Origin of the sequence: Haloferax sp. S2CR25 (genome assembly GCF_031624535.1) — an archaeon.
Classification (GTDB): Archaea; Halobacteriota; Halobacteria; order Halobacteriales; family Haloferacaceae; genus Haloferax; species Haloferax massiliensis.
Genome location: NZ_JAMQOO010000001.1, coordinates 616,961 through 633,388, shown reverse-complemented (window position 1 = coordinate 633,388; position 16,428 = coordinate 616,961). Strand labels below are relative to the sequence as shown.

Genomic DNA, 16,428 nt, shown 5'->3' with positions numbered 1-16,428 from the left:
GACTCTCCGGAGCGCCGCGCTCCGGACCGAGAATCAGGCCGGGCCGAGAGCGGCCGCGCTCGTCGGCGTCTCCTCCACGAGAGGAGATACCGTACGGCGTGGGTCGGCGTGTCCGAGAGCCTTCGAACCGCCACATTTTATGCCTAACCGGGGAAACGAGCGCCATGGACCAGTTGCGGCAGTCCCTTCTCGACGCGCCGATCATCGAAAAAGGAGACTACGAGTACTTCGTTCATCCCATCAGCGACGGCGTTCCGATGCTGAAGCCGGGGCTCCTCCGCGAGATCGTCATCAAGATCATCCGCAAGGCGAACCTCGAAAACGTCGACAAAATCGTCACGCCGGCGGCGATGGGCATCCACATCTCGACGGCCGTCTCGCTGATGACGGACATCCCGCTCGTCGTCATCCGCAAGCGCGAGTACGGCCTCGACGGCGAGGTGTCGCTCCACCAGCAGACGGGCTACTCCGAGGGCGACATGTTCATCAACGACGTCAACGAGGGCGACCGCGTGCTCGTCCTCGACGACGTGCTCTCGACCGGCGGCACGATGAAGGCCGTCCTCGACGCCCTCGACCACATCGGCGCGGACGTCGTCGACACCGTCGCCATCATCAAGAAGGCCGGCCCGAACGAGCTCGACGACTCGGAACACCACGTCAAGACGCTCATCAACGTGACCGTCGAAGACGGCGAAGTCGTCATCGTCGACGAGCACGGCGACGACTGACCCGACACCGACGCGGCCGCGGCGTCATCGCCGCGTCGCGTTCGCCCGCGGATTTCCGCCTCCGCGGGGCCTTTTTGTGACCGGGCCGTACCGGGGAGCGATGACATCGGCGCTTTTCATCGTCAGCGAAGACGGCTACTGGGGCGAAGAGTGCATCGAGCCGCTTACGAGCTTGACCGACGCCGGCGTGGACGTGACCGTTGCGACGCCGACGGGCGGCGTGCCGGTCGTCGACGAGCGCTCTGTCGACCCCGACGAGGTCGGCGAGGAACTCGCCGAGCGCGTCGTCGAGGTCCACGAGAACGACGAGCGACTCCAGAACCCGGAGCCGATCGCGCGGGTCGACGCCGACGAGTACGACGCCGTGGTGTTCCCCGGCGGCCACGGGACCGCGTGGGACGTCAATCAGGACCGACACGCCCGGCAGGCGCTCCTGCAGGCTGTCGCCGGCGACGGCTCGAAGGCGCTCGTCGTCTGCCACGCCGTCGGCATCCTCGGGTTCACCCGCGAGGCCGACGGCTCGTTCCTCGTCGAGGGGCGCGAGGTCACCGGCTTCCCCAACGAGTGGGAGGAGGGCATCGTCGACGACGACGACCTGATGCCCGACGGTCGGAAGCTTCCCTACTGGGTCGAAGACGAGGTGAAGGCCGCCGGCGGCGTCTGGGACGCCGAACTCGACAGCGACACGAGCGTCACCGTCGACGGCGACCTCATCACCGCGCGCGGCCCCGGCTCGTCGGCCGCGGCGGCCCAGACGCTGTTGGACGAGTTAGACGCGAACTAGTCGGTTCCGTCCGGGCGGCACCACCCGTCGCGGGAGAACGTTTTTTCGTCGGTCGGTCGTCGGAACTGCTGTGGAACTCGCAGCGCTCTCGCTCGAACCCGGAATGACGGGACGAGGCATCGAAATCTGTTACGACGACGACGACCAGCGGTATCTCCGTCTCTTTTCGAGCGACACCGGACCGTACGGTGACGACGTGACCGGCGGCGAGTTCACGTACATCGGAGAGGGACGGACCGGTGACCAGACGCTCACCGGCGGAAACAAGTTTCTGGCGCGGGCGAAACGCCACACGTTACCGATATTCTTCTTCCATCGGGAATCGGGGGAGGCCGACTGGGAGTACCAAGGTCAAGTCGAAGTCGTCGATTACGCGTGCGGACCGTTCGAAGGCGACGACAGGGACGTCTATCGATTCGTGCTTCGCCGCCGTCACGAAACGCGGGACCGAGTCGACGACGAGGAAGCCGCCGCGGACCTCGCGCCCGCGGAACGCACCGAGACGACGCGGAGCCGAATCATTCGGAACACGGCGCTCGCAACCGAGTTGAAGGCGCGGTACTCCCACACGTGCCAGGTCTGTGGAGAGCGCCGTCGCCGGGGTGTTCACGACGGATACGCCGAGGCGCATCACCTCAGACCGCTCGGTCGGCCCCACGACGGCCCGGACGTCGAGGCGAACCTCCTCGTCCTCTGTCCCGACCACCACGCGGATTTCGACTACGGCATGATAGCGGTCGACCCCGAGACGCGCGCTATCTCTCACGCCTACGAGCGCGAGTTAGACGGCGCTTCGCTCTCTGTCCGCGAGGACCACGACCTCGGTTCCGCGTTTCTCGACTACCACAACCGAACCATCGCGTCGTTTTGACCGCGCTCGCTACTCGATTTTGAACACGGCCTCTTCGATGCTTTCGCTTCGGCACTCCGGACACCGCGAGGGGTAGTTCACGGGGTCGTCGAAGGCGGTGAAGCCGCAGTGGTTGCACTCCGGCGGCGCGACGAGGAACTGCTCGCCGTCCTCCCCGTGGACCGTTCGGGCGACGTGTTGGAGGTGGCCGTACACCGACGACACCGAGACGCCGACGCTCGCCGAGAGTTCGGAGGCCGTCGCGGGGTCGTCGCGGAGGGCGTCGGCGATGCGCTGGCGGGCCGTCGTGTCGGACTCCCGGGCAGTCATATCGCTGGGTTGGGAGTCGAAGGGAAAATCCCTTGCGCCGTCTCCCGCCGAGAAATGTCAGCAAGATAGAGAGGATGCAAAAAGGCCTTGTCCACGTGGCGGGATTTGGGGATATGAAGGCAGTCGTCCTTGCCGGTGGGTACGCGACGCGTCTGTGGCCGATTACCAAACACCGACCCAAGATGTTCTTACCCGTCGGTGACCAGACGGTCATCGACACCATCTTTGAAGACCTGGAGGCCGACGACCGGGTCTCGGAGGTGTTCGTGAGCACGAACGAGCGCTTCGCCGGCGCGTTCGAGGAGTACATCGACGAGTCGCCGTTCGAAAAGCCGACGCTGTCGGTCGAAGACACGAGCGAAGAAGACGAGAAGTTCGGCGTCGTGGGCGCGCTCGCCCAACTCATCGACCGCGAGGAGGTCGACGAGGACCTCGTCGTCATCGCGGGCGACAACCTCATCAGCTTCGACGTGGGCGACTTCGTGGACTTCTTCTACGAGAAGAACGCGCCGTGTCTCGCCGCCTACGACGTGGGCGACAAAGAGCTCGCGAAGGCCTACGGCCTCGTCGAACTCGACGGCGACCGCGTCATCAACTTCCAAGAAAAGCCCGAAGACCCGAAGAGCACGCTCGTCTCCATCGCCTGCTACGCCATCCCGGCGGGCGACCTCCCCAAGTTCGACGAGTATCTCTCCGGCGACAACAACCCCGACGAGCCCGGCTGGTTCATGCAGTGGCTCCAGCAGAACGGCGACCTGTTCGCCTACACGTTCGACGAGGCGTGGTTCGACATCGGCACGCCCCAGAGCTACCTCGACGCCGTGGCGTGGTATCTCGGCGGCGAGAACTACATCCACGAGTCGGCGACGCTCACGAACACGGAGGTCGGCACCAACGTCCACGTCATGGCCGACGCGGTCATCGAGGACTCCGTTCTCGAAGAGTCCGTGGTCTTCCCCGGCGCGGTCATCCGAAACGCGGAGCTCAAGAACTCCATCGTCGACGAGGAGACCCACATCGATAGCCTCGACCTCTCGAACGCCCTCATCGGGGCGCACTCGCGGTTGACGAACGAGCAGTAACGCCGACCCGCGGTTCGAGCCGCGGACGCGGGTTCTTGTTTCTCAGCCGAGGTACGCGTCGGTGATGCGGAGCCGGCCGTGGGTCCCCTCCCACTCCGTCTCGTACTCCAGTTCGATGGGTCGGTCCATGTGCGGACCGTCGGTGACGAGCGTCTCGAACTCGCCGCCCTCGCCGAGGATGTGGACGCCGTACCGCTCGTTGAGCGCCTCCAGTTCGTCGAGCGCGTCGGCGTCGAGCGTCCGGCCGAGCCACGACTCGTCGAGGCCGTGGGCCGCGACCTGAATGATCGTGATTTCGAAGCCCGCCGAGAGCATGGCGTCGCCGAGTTCGCGGGGGTCTTCCTGCCACAGCGGGGCGAACAGGTCGATTCCGAGGCGGTCGCACATCGCCTGAATCCGGTCGGTCTGGAACTCGCTTTCGATGGCCCCGGCGGTGACGCCCGCGAGGTCGATGTCGGACTGGAGTTCCGACAGCGCCGCTTCGAGCGGTTCGAGCTCGGCGTCGCCCTGCGCGCCGGAGTCGTCGGCGTCGGTCGCTTCGAGGTCGCCGGGGTGGACCTCCACGAGTTCGATGCCGGTGCTCTCGGCGGCGAGCGCGGCGAGGTCGGTCGCCGGGACGTGGTACATATACGAGTCGTCGCTGGGGTGGACGGTCAGGAGGCGGGTGACGTTCAACCCCTCTTCGAGCGCGCGATAGAGCGCCCACGAGGAGTCCTTTCCGCCGGAAAAGAGACTGACCCACTCGGCTGTCATTAGAGGCGATAGCGCGTTGGGGGAGATAGGCGCTACGGTGTGGGCGTCGCGGGCGCGTTTCGCGCGGCTCGCATCACATGTAGCCCAAATCCCGGAGCCGACCCATCAGGTCCTCCTTGTCCTGCGCGCGCCCCTCGCGTTCCGCGCTCGCGCCGAGGTCCTGCACCCACGCGGGGCGGTCGTCGGACTTCGCGGAGCCGGACTCGGTGCCGAGCGAGCGGTAGCCCTCGAAGTACTTCGGCGAGACGGGGAGGTCACCGGGTTCGACGCCGTCGGGGAGGTCGTCGGACGTCTCGGGGACGTGGCCCGCGGGATAACCCTCGACCGAGTCGGGGACGATGTAGTTCCAGAACGCCGCCCACACGTCGGCCTCCTCGAACTGGAGGATCGAGTGGACGCGGTCGTGCGGCGGGTACTTCTCGGAGTCGTGACGGGGGCTGAAGAACGTCTCGTCGGCGCGAGACTCCTGTTCGTCCCAGCGGACGCCGGAGAAGACGCCGTCGAAGCCGCGGTTCTCGATGGCGTCGTTGAGCGCGACGGTCTTCAACAGGTGGTTGCCCTCGAAGGAGTCGGCGTCGAGGACGACGGTCTCGCCCTCGTAGCCGAGGCGGGCGAGTTCGCGGCGGGTGTCGTCGCCGAGGGCCGAGAGGGGAATCTCGTCGCCGGGCGACGCGCCGAGGCGCGCGAACTCCTCGTTGCGGGCGACGACGAGGTCGAGGCCCCAGCGGTCGGCCCACTCGCGGACGAACGCCTCGGTCTCGTCGAAGTGCTCGAAGTGGTCGATGAAGACGACGGGCGGCACGGGGACGCCCATGTCGGCGGCGACCTCGCGGACGACGTAGAGGACGAGCGTGGAGTCCTTCCCGCCGGTCCACATGACGGCCGGGCACTCGTACTGTTCGAGGGCGGTCGCGGTCACCGCGGCCGCCTTTTCGAGTTTGTCCGCCAGCGTCGGGTAGTCCGCGGCGGTCTCCTCGCGGCCGTCGTCGTAGTCGACGTCGAGGTAGTCGGGGAACGTGTGAACCATACAACAGGAATCGCTCGCAGAGAATATCGCTGTTTCCGCTGTGGGACGGTCGCAGTCGCTCTCGAAGCGGGGCCGCGAAAAAGTGGCCGCGACGCGGCGTTCGCGTCAGGCGTCGGCCGTCGTCACATGTAGCCGAGGTCGCGCAGGCGCTCCATCAGGTCCTCTTTGTCCTGGGCGCGGCCCGCGCGCTCGGTCGTGTTCTCCATGTCCTGCAGCCACGCCGGTTCCTCGGCGGACTTGTCGGTCGAGACCTCGCTGCCGAGACTCCGGAAGCCGGCGAAGTACTTCGGCGAGACGGGCACGTCCTCCTGCGTGACGCCCTCGGGGAGGTCGGTGTCGCTCGTCGGGACGTAGCCGTCCTCGGGGTAGTTCTCGACGGTGTCGGGGACCGCGAAGTACCAGAAGGCGTCCCAGACGGCGCTCTCTTCGAACTGGAGGATGGGTTGAATGCGGTCGTGCGGGGGGTAGATGTCGGGGTCGTGACGGGGGCTGAAGAACGTCTCGTCGGCGCGGGCCTCCTGTTCGTCCCAGCGGACGCCGGAGATGACGCCGTCGATGTCGTGTTCTTCGAGGGTGTCGTTGAGCGCGACGGTCTTCAGCAGGTGGTTGCCGACGTAGGTGTCGAGCAGGAAGGGGAACGTGTCCTCCTCGTATTCGAGGATTTCACGGACGTGGTGCTGGTTGTGCTCGGAGAGTTCGGACACGGGGATGTCGTCGCCGGGTTCCAGACCGTTCTCGTCGACGTACGCGCCGACGTCCTCGTTACGCGCCCAGATGACGTCGAGGTCCCACTCGTCGGCCCAGTGCTCGACGAAGTCCATGATCTCGTCGAAGTGCTGGTAGTGGTCGATGAAGACCGCCGGCGGGACTTCGAGGTCGTAGCGCTCTGCGACCTCCTTGATGAAGTAGAGCGTGAGCGTCGAGTCCTTGCCACCGGTCCACATCACGGCGGGGTTCTCGTACTGTTCGAGCCCCCGCTTCGTGACCTCGATGGCCTTCTCGATTTTGTCCTCGATACTCGGGTAGTCCTCCGGCGTCTCTCCCTCACCGTCGGTGTAGTCGACGTCGAGGTAGTCCGGGAAGGCTTCGGCTTCCGACATGGTGTGTAATTACATCTAATTAGGACGTGTAAATGCTTTTTGCCCGAGAAGTCGTGTGGGGCGCGATACCACCGAACACGATTTGGGCCGCTGGCTCACGTGGGTCGGCGGTGACGGGATGGGAAGATACGACGCGTTTAGGAGATGAACTTGTTGTCGCGCCAGTTGATTCCGCTGTCCGAGGAGCCGTTCTGCTGCGGGTTCTCGACGACTTCGACTGAGGCGGCACGCACCTCGCCCTCGACGATGCGCGTCGCCTGCAGTTCGTCGCCCTCCTCGGTGATGGCGGTCAGCGTCCCCTTCTCCGAGAGCATCGCAATCTCGCGGAGCACGAGGAACATCGGGTACTGGAGCGCCGTGTTCTGGAGCACGGTTTCGAGGTCGCCTTTGAAGCAGGCGAACTCGACGAGTTCGGAGGGAATCTCCTCTTCTTCTTCATCTCCCCAGTTGGGCGCGCCGGCGCGGGGCGGCTCTTCTTCGTAGACGCGGTTTTCCGTCACGCTCGCTTTCAACTGAGCCGTCGGCGTGTACTTGCTGAGGTTGTCGTCGGCGGAGACGGCTTTGATGATGAGTGTGTTGTTTCGGCGGGTGATGTCTACGTTCTCGACCTCAGGTGGGAGTTCTGGGTCGTTTTCGAAGTAGTCCATCACGTCTTCGAGTGGCAGTTCCAACGTCGAATGGAGTCGATATACGCGGCCTGACATTGTTGGCTTCGGTATCGACGAGAGCCACGGTGCGGGCGCACCCGGATGGCGATACCTGTGTTCGTGTACGAGTTCGAGGCTTATATGGCCTCCCCTTCGCGGTAGGCGAGAGATAAGAGGCCGGCGTCGGGCCGCAGTCCGGCGGTCTGTCGGGGTCGCTTCGGGCGGTTAGTTCGCGCCGGTCAGGGTCGCTTCGAGGTCGCCGCGCTCGTCGAGTTCTTCGAGGATGTCGCTGCCGCCGACGAACTCGCCGTCGACGAACGTCTGGGGGATGGTCTCCCAGTCGCTTTTCTCCTTGAGCGCCTCGCGGTAGTGCGGGAGCGCGGGCAGTACGTCGACGGTCTCGAACTCGTCGACGTACTGGGAGATGAGGTCGACCGCCTTCGCCGAGTAGCCGCACTGCGGCATCAGGCGGTTGCCCTTCATGAACAGAACGACGTGGTTGTTCCCGACCGCCTCGTCGACGCGGGTCTGTACTTCCTCCGGGTCCAAGCTCTCCGGTTGGAACGTCATGCACCCAGATAACGGCCGGGCGGACAAAGGAGTTGCGTCGCGGTCAAACGGGTACCGCCCGTACCGACCGAGCCCCCGACTTACTGCTCGCCGACGCGGACGACGTTGATGAGCGAGTGGACGGGGACGCCGTCTATCTCTTCGACGCCCTGCTTGTCGACGATGACCACGCACGCGAGCGGTTCGCCGCCCTCGGAGCGGATGGCGTCGATGGTCTCGCGGAGCGTCGTGCCGCTCGTCACCGTGTCGTCGACGATGAAGCACTTGCGGCCCTCGACGGGCGAGAAGTTCCGGGAGAAGCCGCCGCCGAGGTCTTCGAGGTCGCCTTCGTCCCACTGGTGTTTCGCGGGCGAGTACGCGCCGAGCGTCGTTTCGAGTTCGCGCGAGACGGAGGTAGCGAGGGGGACGCCCGCCTTCTCGATGCCGACGGTCACGTCGGCCTCGCCGTTCGTCTCCATGAGCAGGTCGGCGAGCGCGCGCCCGACGTAGGTGAGGCGCTTGCCGCCGCTCCCGATGGCGTTCCAGTCGACGTGGATGTCGTCGGGGCCTTCGGGTTCCGCCTTTGGTTCGGGTTCGGTCGCCGCACCGCTTCGTTCGACAAGCCAGCTGGCGGTCTCGCGGGAGACGTTCAACTCGTCGGCAATCTCGCCTTTCGAGAGGCCGCGGTCCGCGAGCTCAGCCGCGCTGGCGATGAGGTCGTCGACGTTCTTCATACAGTACCGAATTCGATGGCGGTTTTTATAGTGGTGTCGTCGTCTTCGAATGCTGCTTCGAACTCCGAAAGCGGGTAGACGCCGGTGACCAAATCGCGGAGGAACCACCGCGGGAGCTTGGTGAACGTCACGGTCGCGGCCTCGAAGTGCTTGACGTGGGAGTTGACGCTGCCGACGAGCGCCTTGTTGTGGAGCACCATCTCGCGGTGGAACGCCCCGGCGTCGACCTCGAACTCCCAGTCGCTCGGGACGCCGAGGAGCGCGGCCACGCCGTTGGGCGCGAGCGCCTGCACCGACTGGATGGCGTGTTTGGGGAAGCCGGTCGCCTCGTAGATGAAGTCCATGCCCTCGTGTGCGCTCGGAATCTCCTCGACCGGGGTCTCGCGGGAGTCGACGTACGTCGCGCCGAGTCTCTCCATGATGTCGATAGTCGGGTCGGGACGGTCGCGCCGACCGAGGCAGTAGAGGCTCTCGTAGCCCTTGTCGTCGGCCTTCAGCATGGCGAGCGTCAGGAGCCCGAGGCTCCCGTTGCCGAGGACGAGCGCCGACGAGGGGTTCCAGTCGAACGCGGACCGACTCGCGTAGGCGTGCTCGCGCGCCTTCTCGGTGATGGAGATGGGTTCGATGAGGAAGCCGAGGTCGGCCTGCGAGCGCGGGATGCGAACGAGGTAGTTCGAGGGGCTGGTGAAGTACTCGGACATGAAGCCGTGCGCGCCGACGATGCCGCGTTCGGCGTACATCCCGTCGGGGGCCATGTCGGGTTGGTCTTTCTCGAAGTACTCGTTTGTCCCCGAGGCCGGCGGGCGGCGGACCGTCGGCACGACGACGTCGCCTTCCTCCAGTTCGGTGTCGTTCGGGTCGACGACGACGCCGACCGCCTCGTGGCCGAGCACGAGGTGGTCTTCGCCCTCGGGGAACCCGCCGTGGCCGCCGGCGATGACCTCGTGGTCCGTCCCGTCCACGCCGACCCGAAGCGTCCGGACGAGCGCCTCCCCGGCGTCGGGTTCCGGTCGCGGCTTCTCGATGACGACCGGTTTGTCTTCCCCGCGCTCGACGGCGATTGCTTTCATACACCCACCAACGTACCACCCCACCAAAAGACTTATTCTATGATGAGTAAATAATTCATCCACGGTGAGCGCCCAGCGTCGTCACACCAGCCCATGACGAACCGCACCGCGCGGCCCAGCCTGTCCAGCCCATCCGTGCCGGCGCTCGCCGAACCCGTGCCCGAACCGTGCTGAGGCCGATACCCCGTGCCTGTCGGCCTCTGCGGCGGTTTTGGTTTTCTCCTGACGTTCGCTCGGCTCAGCGACGCGTTCGTCCGACTCGGAAAAGAGCGCGTGTCGATTCGGCGGGATTCGGCGGAAGGACGCCCCGGCGGCCCGGCCGACCCCTCAGTTGTCGATGTCGTCGACGAGTTCGTCCGCGAGGCCGACGTACGTCGCGGGCGTGAGCGCGAGCAGTTCCTCGCGGGTCTCCTCGTCCACGTCGAGGTCCGCAAACAGGTCGTGGAAGTCGTCGAGCGTCACCTCGCGGCCGCGGGTGAGCTCCTTCACCCGCTCGTAGGCCTGCGTGTCGCCCTCGCGGCGGAGAATCGTCTGGACGGCCTCGCCGATGATGGCCGGCGTGTCGTCGAGTTCGTCGCGCATGACCTGCTCGTTCGGGACGACCTTGCCGAGGCCGGTCTGGGTCTTCTTGTAGCCGATGAGGCAGTGGGCGAACGCCGCGCCGATGTTTCGCTTGACCGTGGAGTCGGAGAGGTCCCGCTGGAGGCGCGAGGTCGTCACGTAGTCGGCGAGGAACGTCAGGTCGGCGTTGGCCTTCGAGAGGTTGCCCTCGGAGTTCTCGAAGTCGATGGGGTTGACCTTGTGCGGCATCGTCGACGAGCCGGTTTCGCCCTCGACGGCCTCCTGTCCCAGATAGCGGTCGGAGACGTACAGCCACGCGTCGCGGTCGAGGTCGACGAGGACGTTGTTGACGCCGCGGACGGCGTCGAACAGCGCCGCGAGGTCGTCGCAGGGGTTGACCTGCGTGGCGAGCGCGGTGTGGTCGAGGCCGAGCGACCCGACGAACTCCCGGGAGAACGCCCGCCAGTCCACGTCGGGGTAGGCGGCGACGTGGGCGGCGTAGACGCCCGACGCGCCCGCGAGCTTGCCGGCGAGGTCGTCGGTCGCGGCCTCGACGCGGGCGAGCGTCCGGCCGAGGCGGGCGGCGTAGACGGCCATCTCCTTGCCGAACGTCGTCGGCGTCGCGGGCTGACCGTGGGTGCGCGCGAGCATGGGAACGCCGCGGAACTCCCGCGCGAGCGAGACGAGTTCGTCCCGCGTGTCGCGGAGTTCGGGTACGAGCACCTCCTCGACCGCGCCTTTCACCATGAGGCGCTGGGCGAGGTTGTTCACGTCCTCGGAGGTGAGCCCGAAGTGAATCCACGGGTGGACCGACTCGTCGGTCTCGGTGCGGATGAAGTACTCGACGGCCTTCACGTCGTGGTTCGTCGCCGAGAATCCCGCCGCGCCCTCGACTTCGAGCCGCTTCACGAGGTCGGCGTCGTCGGCGTCGAACTCCTCGTAGAGCGCCCGGAGGTCGGCGCGCTCGGCCTCGGAGAACGAAAGCGGCGTCGCGTCGAGGTCGGCGAGCGCGAGGAGGTACTCTACTTCGACTTCCACGCGGGCGCGCATGAGCGCGGCCTCGCTCACGTGCGGCGCGAGAGGTGCGGTTCGAGAGGCGTATCGCCCGTCGAGCGGGGACACCGCGTACAGCGGGTCGTGCCGGTCGGCGTCGGTCATGTCTGAGTCGTCACGATGGGGGACGTTAAACGCCGGGGGTTCGTCGCCGCCGCGATGCCGGGAATTACGCACGAGTATGCGTACTCAACGCCCATCTCCGGCCCCGGTCGGTTCTATATATACACAATTGAGTATATGTCGGCGACGCGGACCGCAACCACTTTGAGGGCCGCGAGTCGCCATCCTCACATGGACACCATCGCCGGTCTCGCGAGCAACCGCGGACGAAACCTTCGCAACATCGCCGACCGCGCCCCCGGCGGGGCGGAACTCGGCGTCGTCGTCTCGAACAGCGCCGACGCGCCCGTCGTCGACTGGGCGGACGAACACGGCATCCCCAGCGAGGTCGTCGAACGCGGCGACGACGAGTCCCGCGAGTCCCACGAGGAGCGCATCCTCGACGCCCTCGCGGACTACGACTTCGACCTCGTCTGCCTCGACGGCTACATGCGCGTGCTCACCTCGACGTTCCTCGACGCCGCGCCGACGACGCTCAACGTCCACCCGTCGCTGCTCCCCGCGTTCCCCGGCATGGACGCCCACGAGCAGGTCCTCGACGCCGGCGTCAAGACCACCGGCTGTACGGTCCATGTCGTCAGCGAGGAGGTCGACGCCGGCCCCATCGTCACGCAGGAAGCCGTCCCGGTGTACACCGACGACGACGCGGGCGACCTCAAATCGCGCGTCCTCTACGACGCCGAGTTCAAGGCCTACCCCCGCGCGGTCCGCTGGTTCGCCGAGGACCGCGTGACGGTCGAAGACGATTCGGTCACCGTCGAGGGCGACGTGGACGCCGGCCTCCCCGAGCGCCGCGTCACCTCGGAGGACCGCTACGACGAACTCCGCTACGGCGAGAACCCCCATCAGGACGCCGCCGTCTACGTGGACGAGACGTGCGACGAGGCGTCGGTCGTCGGCGCGCCCCAGCTCAACGAGGGCGCGAAGGGGCTTTCGTACAACAACTACAACGACGCTGACGGCGCGCTGAACATCATCAAGGAGTTCGACGAGCCCGCCGCGGCGGTCATCAAGCACACGAACCCCGCCGGCTGCGCCACCGCCGACACCCTCGCGGAGGCCTACGCCGACGCCCTCGCCACGGACCCGATGAGCGCCTTCGGCGGCATCGTCGCGCTCAACCGCGAGTGCGACACCGAGACGGCGGAACTCATCATCGACTCGTTCAAGGAAGTCGTCGTCGCGCCCGGCTACACCGACGACGCGCTCGACGTGTTGACGGAGAAGAAAAATCTGCGCGTCCTCGATGTTGGCGAACTCGGCGACCGGACCGAGACCTACACCGAGAAGGCGCTCGTCGGCGGCCGACTCGTTCAGGAGCGCGACCTCTGGACGCCGACGCTCGACGACCTCGAAGTCGTCACCGAGACGGAGCCGACCGACGAGCAGTTGGAGACGATGCTGTTCGCGTGGAAGGTCCTGAAGCACGTGAAGTCCAACGGCATCCTCTTCGCCAAGGGCACCGAGACGGTCGGCGTCGGCATGGGGCAGGTCTCCCGCGTCGACGCGGTCGAACTCGCGGCGATGAAGGCCGAGGAACACGCCGAGGGCAAGAACGCGCAGGGAGCCGTCATGGCCTCCGACGCGTTCTTCCCGTTCCCGGACGGCGTGGAGAAGGCGGCCGACGCGGGCATCGAGGCGGTCATCCAGCCCGGCGGCTCGGTGAACGACGAGGAGGTCATCGAGGCCTGCGACGAGCGCGGGATTGCGATGGTCTTCACCGGTCAGCGGTGCTTTAGGCACGACTGAGCGAAGCGAAAGAGAGCCTAAAGCTCGAAGCACGACCGGAGGGAGTGCTTCGGTGTTTCCGTCACGATTAGTGACGGACACGGTGCTTCCGCCACGACTGAGCGTCTGCAACTCACTTATAGACGCCTCACGACCCGTTCCCACGACCTAACACCGACGGTGTCCCTTCAAGTGTCGGCGAGGCGAACACAGAGGTATGTACGAACACATCCTAGTGCCGACCGACGGGAGCGAGGGGACGATGCAGGCCATCGAGCACGCGCTCGAACTCGCCGGGGCGGAGTCGACGATTCACGTGCTGTCGGTCGTCGACCAGCGGGTGTACCTCGCCGCCGGCGGCGACCAACAGGACGCGGTCATCCAGTCGCTCCGCGACGACGCGGTCGAGGCGGTCGAGATATGCGCCGAGAAGTGCGAGGGGAAAGCGCCGACGAAGACCGCGATTCGAGACGGCGTCCCCCACCGCGTCATCCTCGACTACGCCGACGAACACGGCGTCGACGTGGTCGTGATGGGGACTCACGGGCGGACCGGCCGCGACAAACTCACGTCGCTCGGGAGCGTCACCGAGCGCGTCATCGAGAACGCCAAGCGTCCCGTGCTCGTCGTCCACATCGACTGAGTTTGACGCGTCGGCGCGCCCGCGGCGCGTCGTCGCGACCCGCCGCGGTCGAAGCACGCCGGAGGCCGGCGTCGTGTCGCAGGAGTGACGTCGAGCGTTAGGCCTAAGCCCACCGTCCGGTTTCTCACGCGTATGGAGTACCACGAGGCGGTGAACTTCCTTTTCGACCTCCGGCGGTTTCAGGTCAAGCCGGGGACCGAGTCGATTCGGCGGTTGCTCTCTCACCTCGGCAACCCCCACGAAGACGTGTCGTTCGTGCAGGTCGCGGGGTCGAACGGCAAAGGAAGCACCGCCCGGATGGCCGACGCGATGCTGCGCGAGTCGGGCGCGCACGTCGGCCTCTACACCTCGCCGCACTTCGACGACGTGCGGGAGCGAATCCGCGTCGACGGCCGGAAGGTTCCGAAGTCCGCGCTGTCGGCGTTCGTGGCCGAAGCCAAGCCGTACCTCGTCGAGCGGGCCGCCGACGGCGAGCCGCTGACCTTCTTCGAGACCGTGACCGCCCTCGCGCTGTGGTACTTCGACCGCGCGGGCGTCGACGTGGCGGTGCTCGAAGTCGGCATGGGCGGCGAACTCGACGCGACGAGCGCCGTCGACCCGGTCGCCAGCGCCGTCACCAACGTCTCGCTCGAACACACCGCCGTCCTCGGCGACACGGTTGCGGAAATCGCGAAGACGAAAGCCGCCGTCGCGCCCGCCGACGCGCCGCTCGTGACCGGGGCGACCGGCGAGGCGCTGTCGGTCATCCGCGAGGAGGCCGGCGACGTGCTGACCGTCGGCGACGCCGACTCAGACGCCGACGTTCGCGCCACCTACGGCGGCCGCGTCAACCATCAGGAGGCCGCCGTCACCGTCGAGACCGACGCCGAGACGCTCGACGTTCGCATCCCGCTTTTGGGCGCGTATCAGGCGCGAAACGCCGGTATCGCCGTGTCGCTCGCCCGGCAGGTCCGCCCCGACATCGGCGCGGAGGCGATTCACCGCGGCCTCCGAAACGCCCACTGGCCGGGTCGGTTCGAGGTCATGGGCACGGAGCCGACGGTCGTCCTCGACGGCGCGCACAACCCCGACGCCTGCGCGCAGGTCGCCACCGTTCTCGACGAGTTCGACTACGACGACCTCCACCTCGTCTACGGCGCGATGCACGACAAGGACCACGGCGAGATGGTCGGGGCGCTCCCGGAGGTCGCGTCGGTCGTCACCTGCAAGGCGGACATCTCGCGGGGCGAAGACCCCGAGATACTGTCGTCCGTCTTCGAGCGACTCGACGGCCCCGACGTCGAGACCGGCGGCGCGGTCGCCTCGGCGCTCGACCTGGCGCGCGCCCGCGCCGACCCCGACGACTGCGTGCTCGTCGTCGGGTCGCTGTACGTCGTCGCCGAGGCCCGCACGACGTGGACGCGGGCGGTCGTCCCGAAGGCCCACCGGACGCTCGACGACGCCCGCCGGACCCTCGAACGCGCGAACGTCGCCGACGCCGCAGAGCGACGCGACCGCGCGAAGCGGGCGGTCAACCGAACGGTCCACACCCGCGTCCAGCGCCGACAGGCCCGGGTGCTCCGCGAGGAACTGCTGTCGGTCGGGGGCGACTGCGCCGTCTCGGGCCACGAGTTCGGCGGCGAACTCGTCGACGTGGTCCTGACGGGGACGCTCGACCAGTTCGAGCGATTGACGGCAGCCCTCGAAGACAGGCCGTACGCCCTCGCGGGGGTCGCAGCGGAGATTCGCGAGACGCTCGAATTCGGTTCGGCTGACGCCGCCGCCGACGAGGGCGACGCTGGCGACGCCGGCCACGACGAAGCCAGCGACTACCCGTGGGACGACGGCACGGCCGTCATGGGCATCCTGAACGTGACGCCGAACAGCTTCCACGACGGCGGGGAGTTCTACGACATCGACGACGCCGTCGAACAGGCGCGGGCGATGGTCGACGCCGGCGCGGACATCATCGACGTGGGCGGCGAGAGCACTCGTCCCGGCGCGGACGAAGTCCCCGTCGACGAGGAGATTCGCCGCGTCGCGCCGGTCATCGAGGCTATTTCCGACCTCGACGTGCTCGTCTCCGTGGACACCCGAAAGGCGGCCGTCGGCGAGGCCGCCCTCGACGCCGGCGCGGACATCCTCAACGACGTGACCGGCCTCGAAGACCCCGAGATGCGCTTCCTCGCGGCCGACCGCGACGCGCCGGTCATCGTGATGCACAGCATCGACGCGCCGGTCGACCCGACCCGCGAGGTGGACTACGACGACGTGGTCGAGGACGTCATCGACGAACTGACCGAACTGGTGTTGCTCGCCGAGAAGGCGGGCATCCCGCGGCGGAACATCATCGTCGACCCCGGCCTCGGCTTCGGGAAGTCGAAGGCCGAGAACTTCGAACTCCTCGGGCGCACCGACGAGTTCGCCGCGCTCGGCTGTCCGATTCTCGTCGGCCACTCCCACAAGTCGATGTTCTCGCTCGTCGGCGAGAGGCCGGGCGACAACCTCGCGGCGACCGTCGCGGGCACGGCCATCGCCGCCGACCGCGGGGCCGACATCGTCCGCGTCCACGACGTGCCGGAGAACGTCGCGGCCGTGAACGTCGCGCTCGCCTCGCGGGACCCGAGCCGGTTCGAAGCCAGCGCGGAACGCGAAGACTGAGACCCGACGCGCCGGACGTCGGG

Annotated in this window: 16 protein-coding genes; 7 read left to right on the top strand and 9 right to left on the bottom strand. The window is 67.1% G+C overall.

All coding sequences use genetic code 11. The annotated features are described in order from the left end of the window. The first annotated feature begins 164 nt into the window (after positions 1-164). The 3 genes from hpt (at position 165) to NDI65_RS03325 (ending at position 2,386) form a co-directional block, all read left to right on the top strand. A complete protein-coding gene (gene hpt, locus NDI65_RS03335) occupies positions 165-731 on the top strand; it encodes a hypoxanthine/guanine phosphoribosyltransferase (RefSeq protein WP_004970945.1) in 567 nt (188 codons plus the stop codon). A 100-nt stretch (positions 732-831) separates the two neighbouring features. Beyond that, on the top strand, positions 832-1,515 hold the full coding sequence (locus NDI65_RS03330; RefSeq protein ID WP_042662201.1) for a type 1 glutamine amidotransferase domain-containing protein: 684 nt from the start codon (positions 832-834) through the stop codon (positions 1,513-1,515). A gap of 103 nt (positions 1,516-1,618) precedes the next feature. Further along, complete coding sequence (locus NDI65_RS03325) at positions 1,619-2,386, top strand: HNH endonuclease (protein WP_310893455.1); 768 nt, start codon at positions 1,619-1,621, stop codon at positions 2,384-2,386. A gap of 9 nt (positions 2,387-2,395) precedes the next feature. Here the strand turns inward: NDI65_RS03325 and NDI65_RS03320 are convergent, their stop codons facing one another. Beyond that, a complete protein-coding gene (locus tag NDI65_RS03320; protein ID WP_042662199.1) occupies positions 2,396-2,695 on the bottom strand; it encodes an ArsR family transcriptional regulator in 300 nt (99 codons plus the stop codon). Positions 2,696-2,808: 113 nt separating this feature from the next. On the opposite strand from NDI65_RS03320, the gene NDI65_RS03315 reads away from it, so the two are divergent. Next, complete coding sequence (locus NDI65_RS03315) at positions 2,809-3,777, top strand: NDP-sugar synthase (protein WP_089778514.1); 969 nt, start codon at positions 2,809-2,811, stop codon at positions 3,775-3,777. A 42-nt stretch (positions 3,778-3,819) separates the two neighbouring features. Here the strand turns inward: NDI65_RS03315 and NDI65_RS03310 are convergent, their stop codons facing one another. The 8 genes from NDI65_RS03310 to purB form a co-directional block, all read right to left on the bottom strand. Then, a complete protein-coding gene (locus NDI65_RS03310; protein ID WP_089778512.1) occupies positions 3,820-4,530 on the bottom strand; it encodes a diphthine--ammonia ligase in 711 nt (236 codons plus the stop codon). Between the two features lie 73 nt (positions 4,531-4,603). Then, complete coding sequence (locus NDI65_RS03305; protein ID WP_089778510.1) at positions 4,604-5,557, bottom strand: phosphoadenosine phosphosulfate reductase family protein; 954 nt, start codon at positions 5,555-5,557, stop codon at positions 4,604-4,606. 122 nt (positions 5,558-5,679) lie between these two features. After that, positions 5,680-6,657 (bottom strand): phosphoadenosine phosphosulfate reductase family protein, encoded by a 978-nt coding sequence (locus NDI65_RS03300; RefSeq protein WP_089778509.1) that lies wholly within the window; start codon positions 6,655-6,657, stop codon positions 5,680-5,682. A 137-nt stretch (positions 6,658-6,794) separates the two neighbouring features. After that, positions 6,795-7,361, bottom strand: coding sequence for a hypothetical protein (locus NDI65_RS03295; RefSeq protein WP_089778506.1), 567 nt, complete (start codon positions 7,359-7,361; stop codon positions 6,795-6,797). A 168-nt stretch (positions 7,362-7,529) separates the two neighbouring features. After that, entirely contained in the window at positions 7,530-7,874 is a 345-nt protein-coding gene (locus NDI65_RS03290) for a glutaredoxin family protein (protein WP_089778503.1), read from the bottom strand. 80 nt (positions 7,875-7,954) lie between these two features. Next, complete coding sequence (gene gfcR / locus NDI65_RS03285; RefSeq protein WP_042662191.1) at positions 7,955-8,587, bottom strand: transcriptional regulator GfcR; 633 nt, start codon at positions 8,585-8,587, stop codon at positions 7,955-7,957. Further along, a complete protein-coding gene (locus NDI65_RS03280; protein ID WP_089778501.1) occupies positions 8,584-9,657 on the bottom strand; it encodes a glucose 1-dehydrogenase in 1,074 nt (357 codons plus the stop codon). The genes gfcR and NDI65_RS03280 overlap by 4 nt, the downstream gene beginning before the upstream one ends. 327 nt (positions 9,658-9,984) lie before the next feature. Next, a complete protein-coding gene (gene purB, locus NDI65_RS03275; RefSeq protein ID WP_089778500.1) occupies positions 9,985-11,376 on the bottom strand; it encodes an adenylosuccinate lyase in 1,392 nt (463 codons plus the stop codon). A 189-nt stretch (positions 11,377-11,565) separates the two neighbouring features. On the opposite strand from purB, the gene purH reads away from it, so the two are divergent. The 3 genes from purH to folP all read left to right on the top strand — a co-directional run bounded on the left by purH (position 11,566) and on the right by folP (position 16,405). Next, positions 11,566-13,143, top strand: coding sequence for a bifunctional phosphoribosylaminoimidazolecarboxamide formyltransferase/IMP cyclohydrolase (gene purH / locus NDI65_RS03270; protein WP_089778497.1), 1,578 nt, complete (start codon positions 11,566-11,568; stop codon positions 13,141-13,143). 196 nt (positions 13,144-13,339) lie between these two features. After that, positions 13,340-13,765, top strand: coding sequence for a universal stress protein (locus tag NDI65_RS03265; protein WP_089778495.1), 426 nt, complete (start codon positions 13,340-13,342; stop codon positions 13,763-13,765). 132 nt (positions 13,766-13,897) lie between these two features. Beyond that, positions 13,898-16,405 carry a dihydropteroate synthase gene (folP, locus tag NDI65_RS03260; RefSeq protein ID WP_089778493.1) on the top strand — a complete coding sequence of 836 codons (2,508 nt, stop codon included), beginning with the start codon at positions 13,898-13,900 and terminating at the stop codon, positions 16,403-16,405. Positions 16,406-16,428 lie beyond the last annotated feature (23 nt).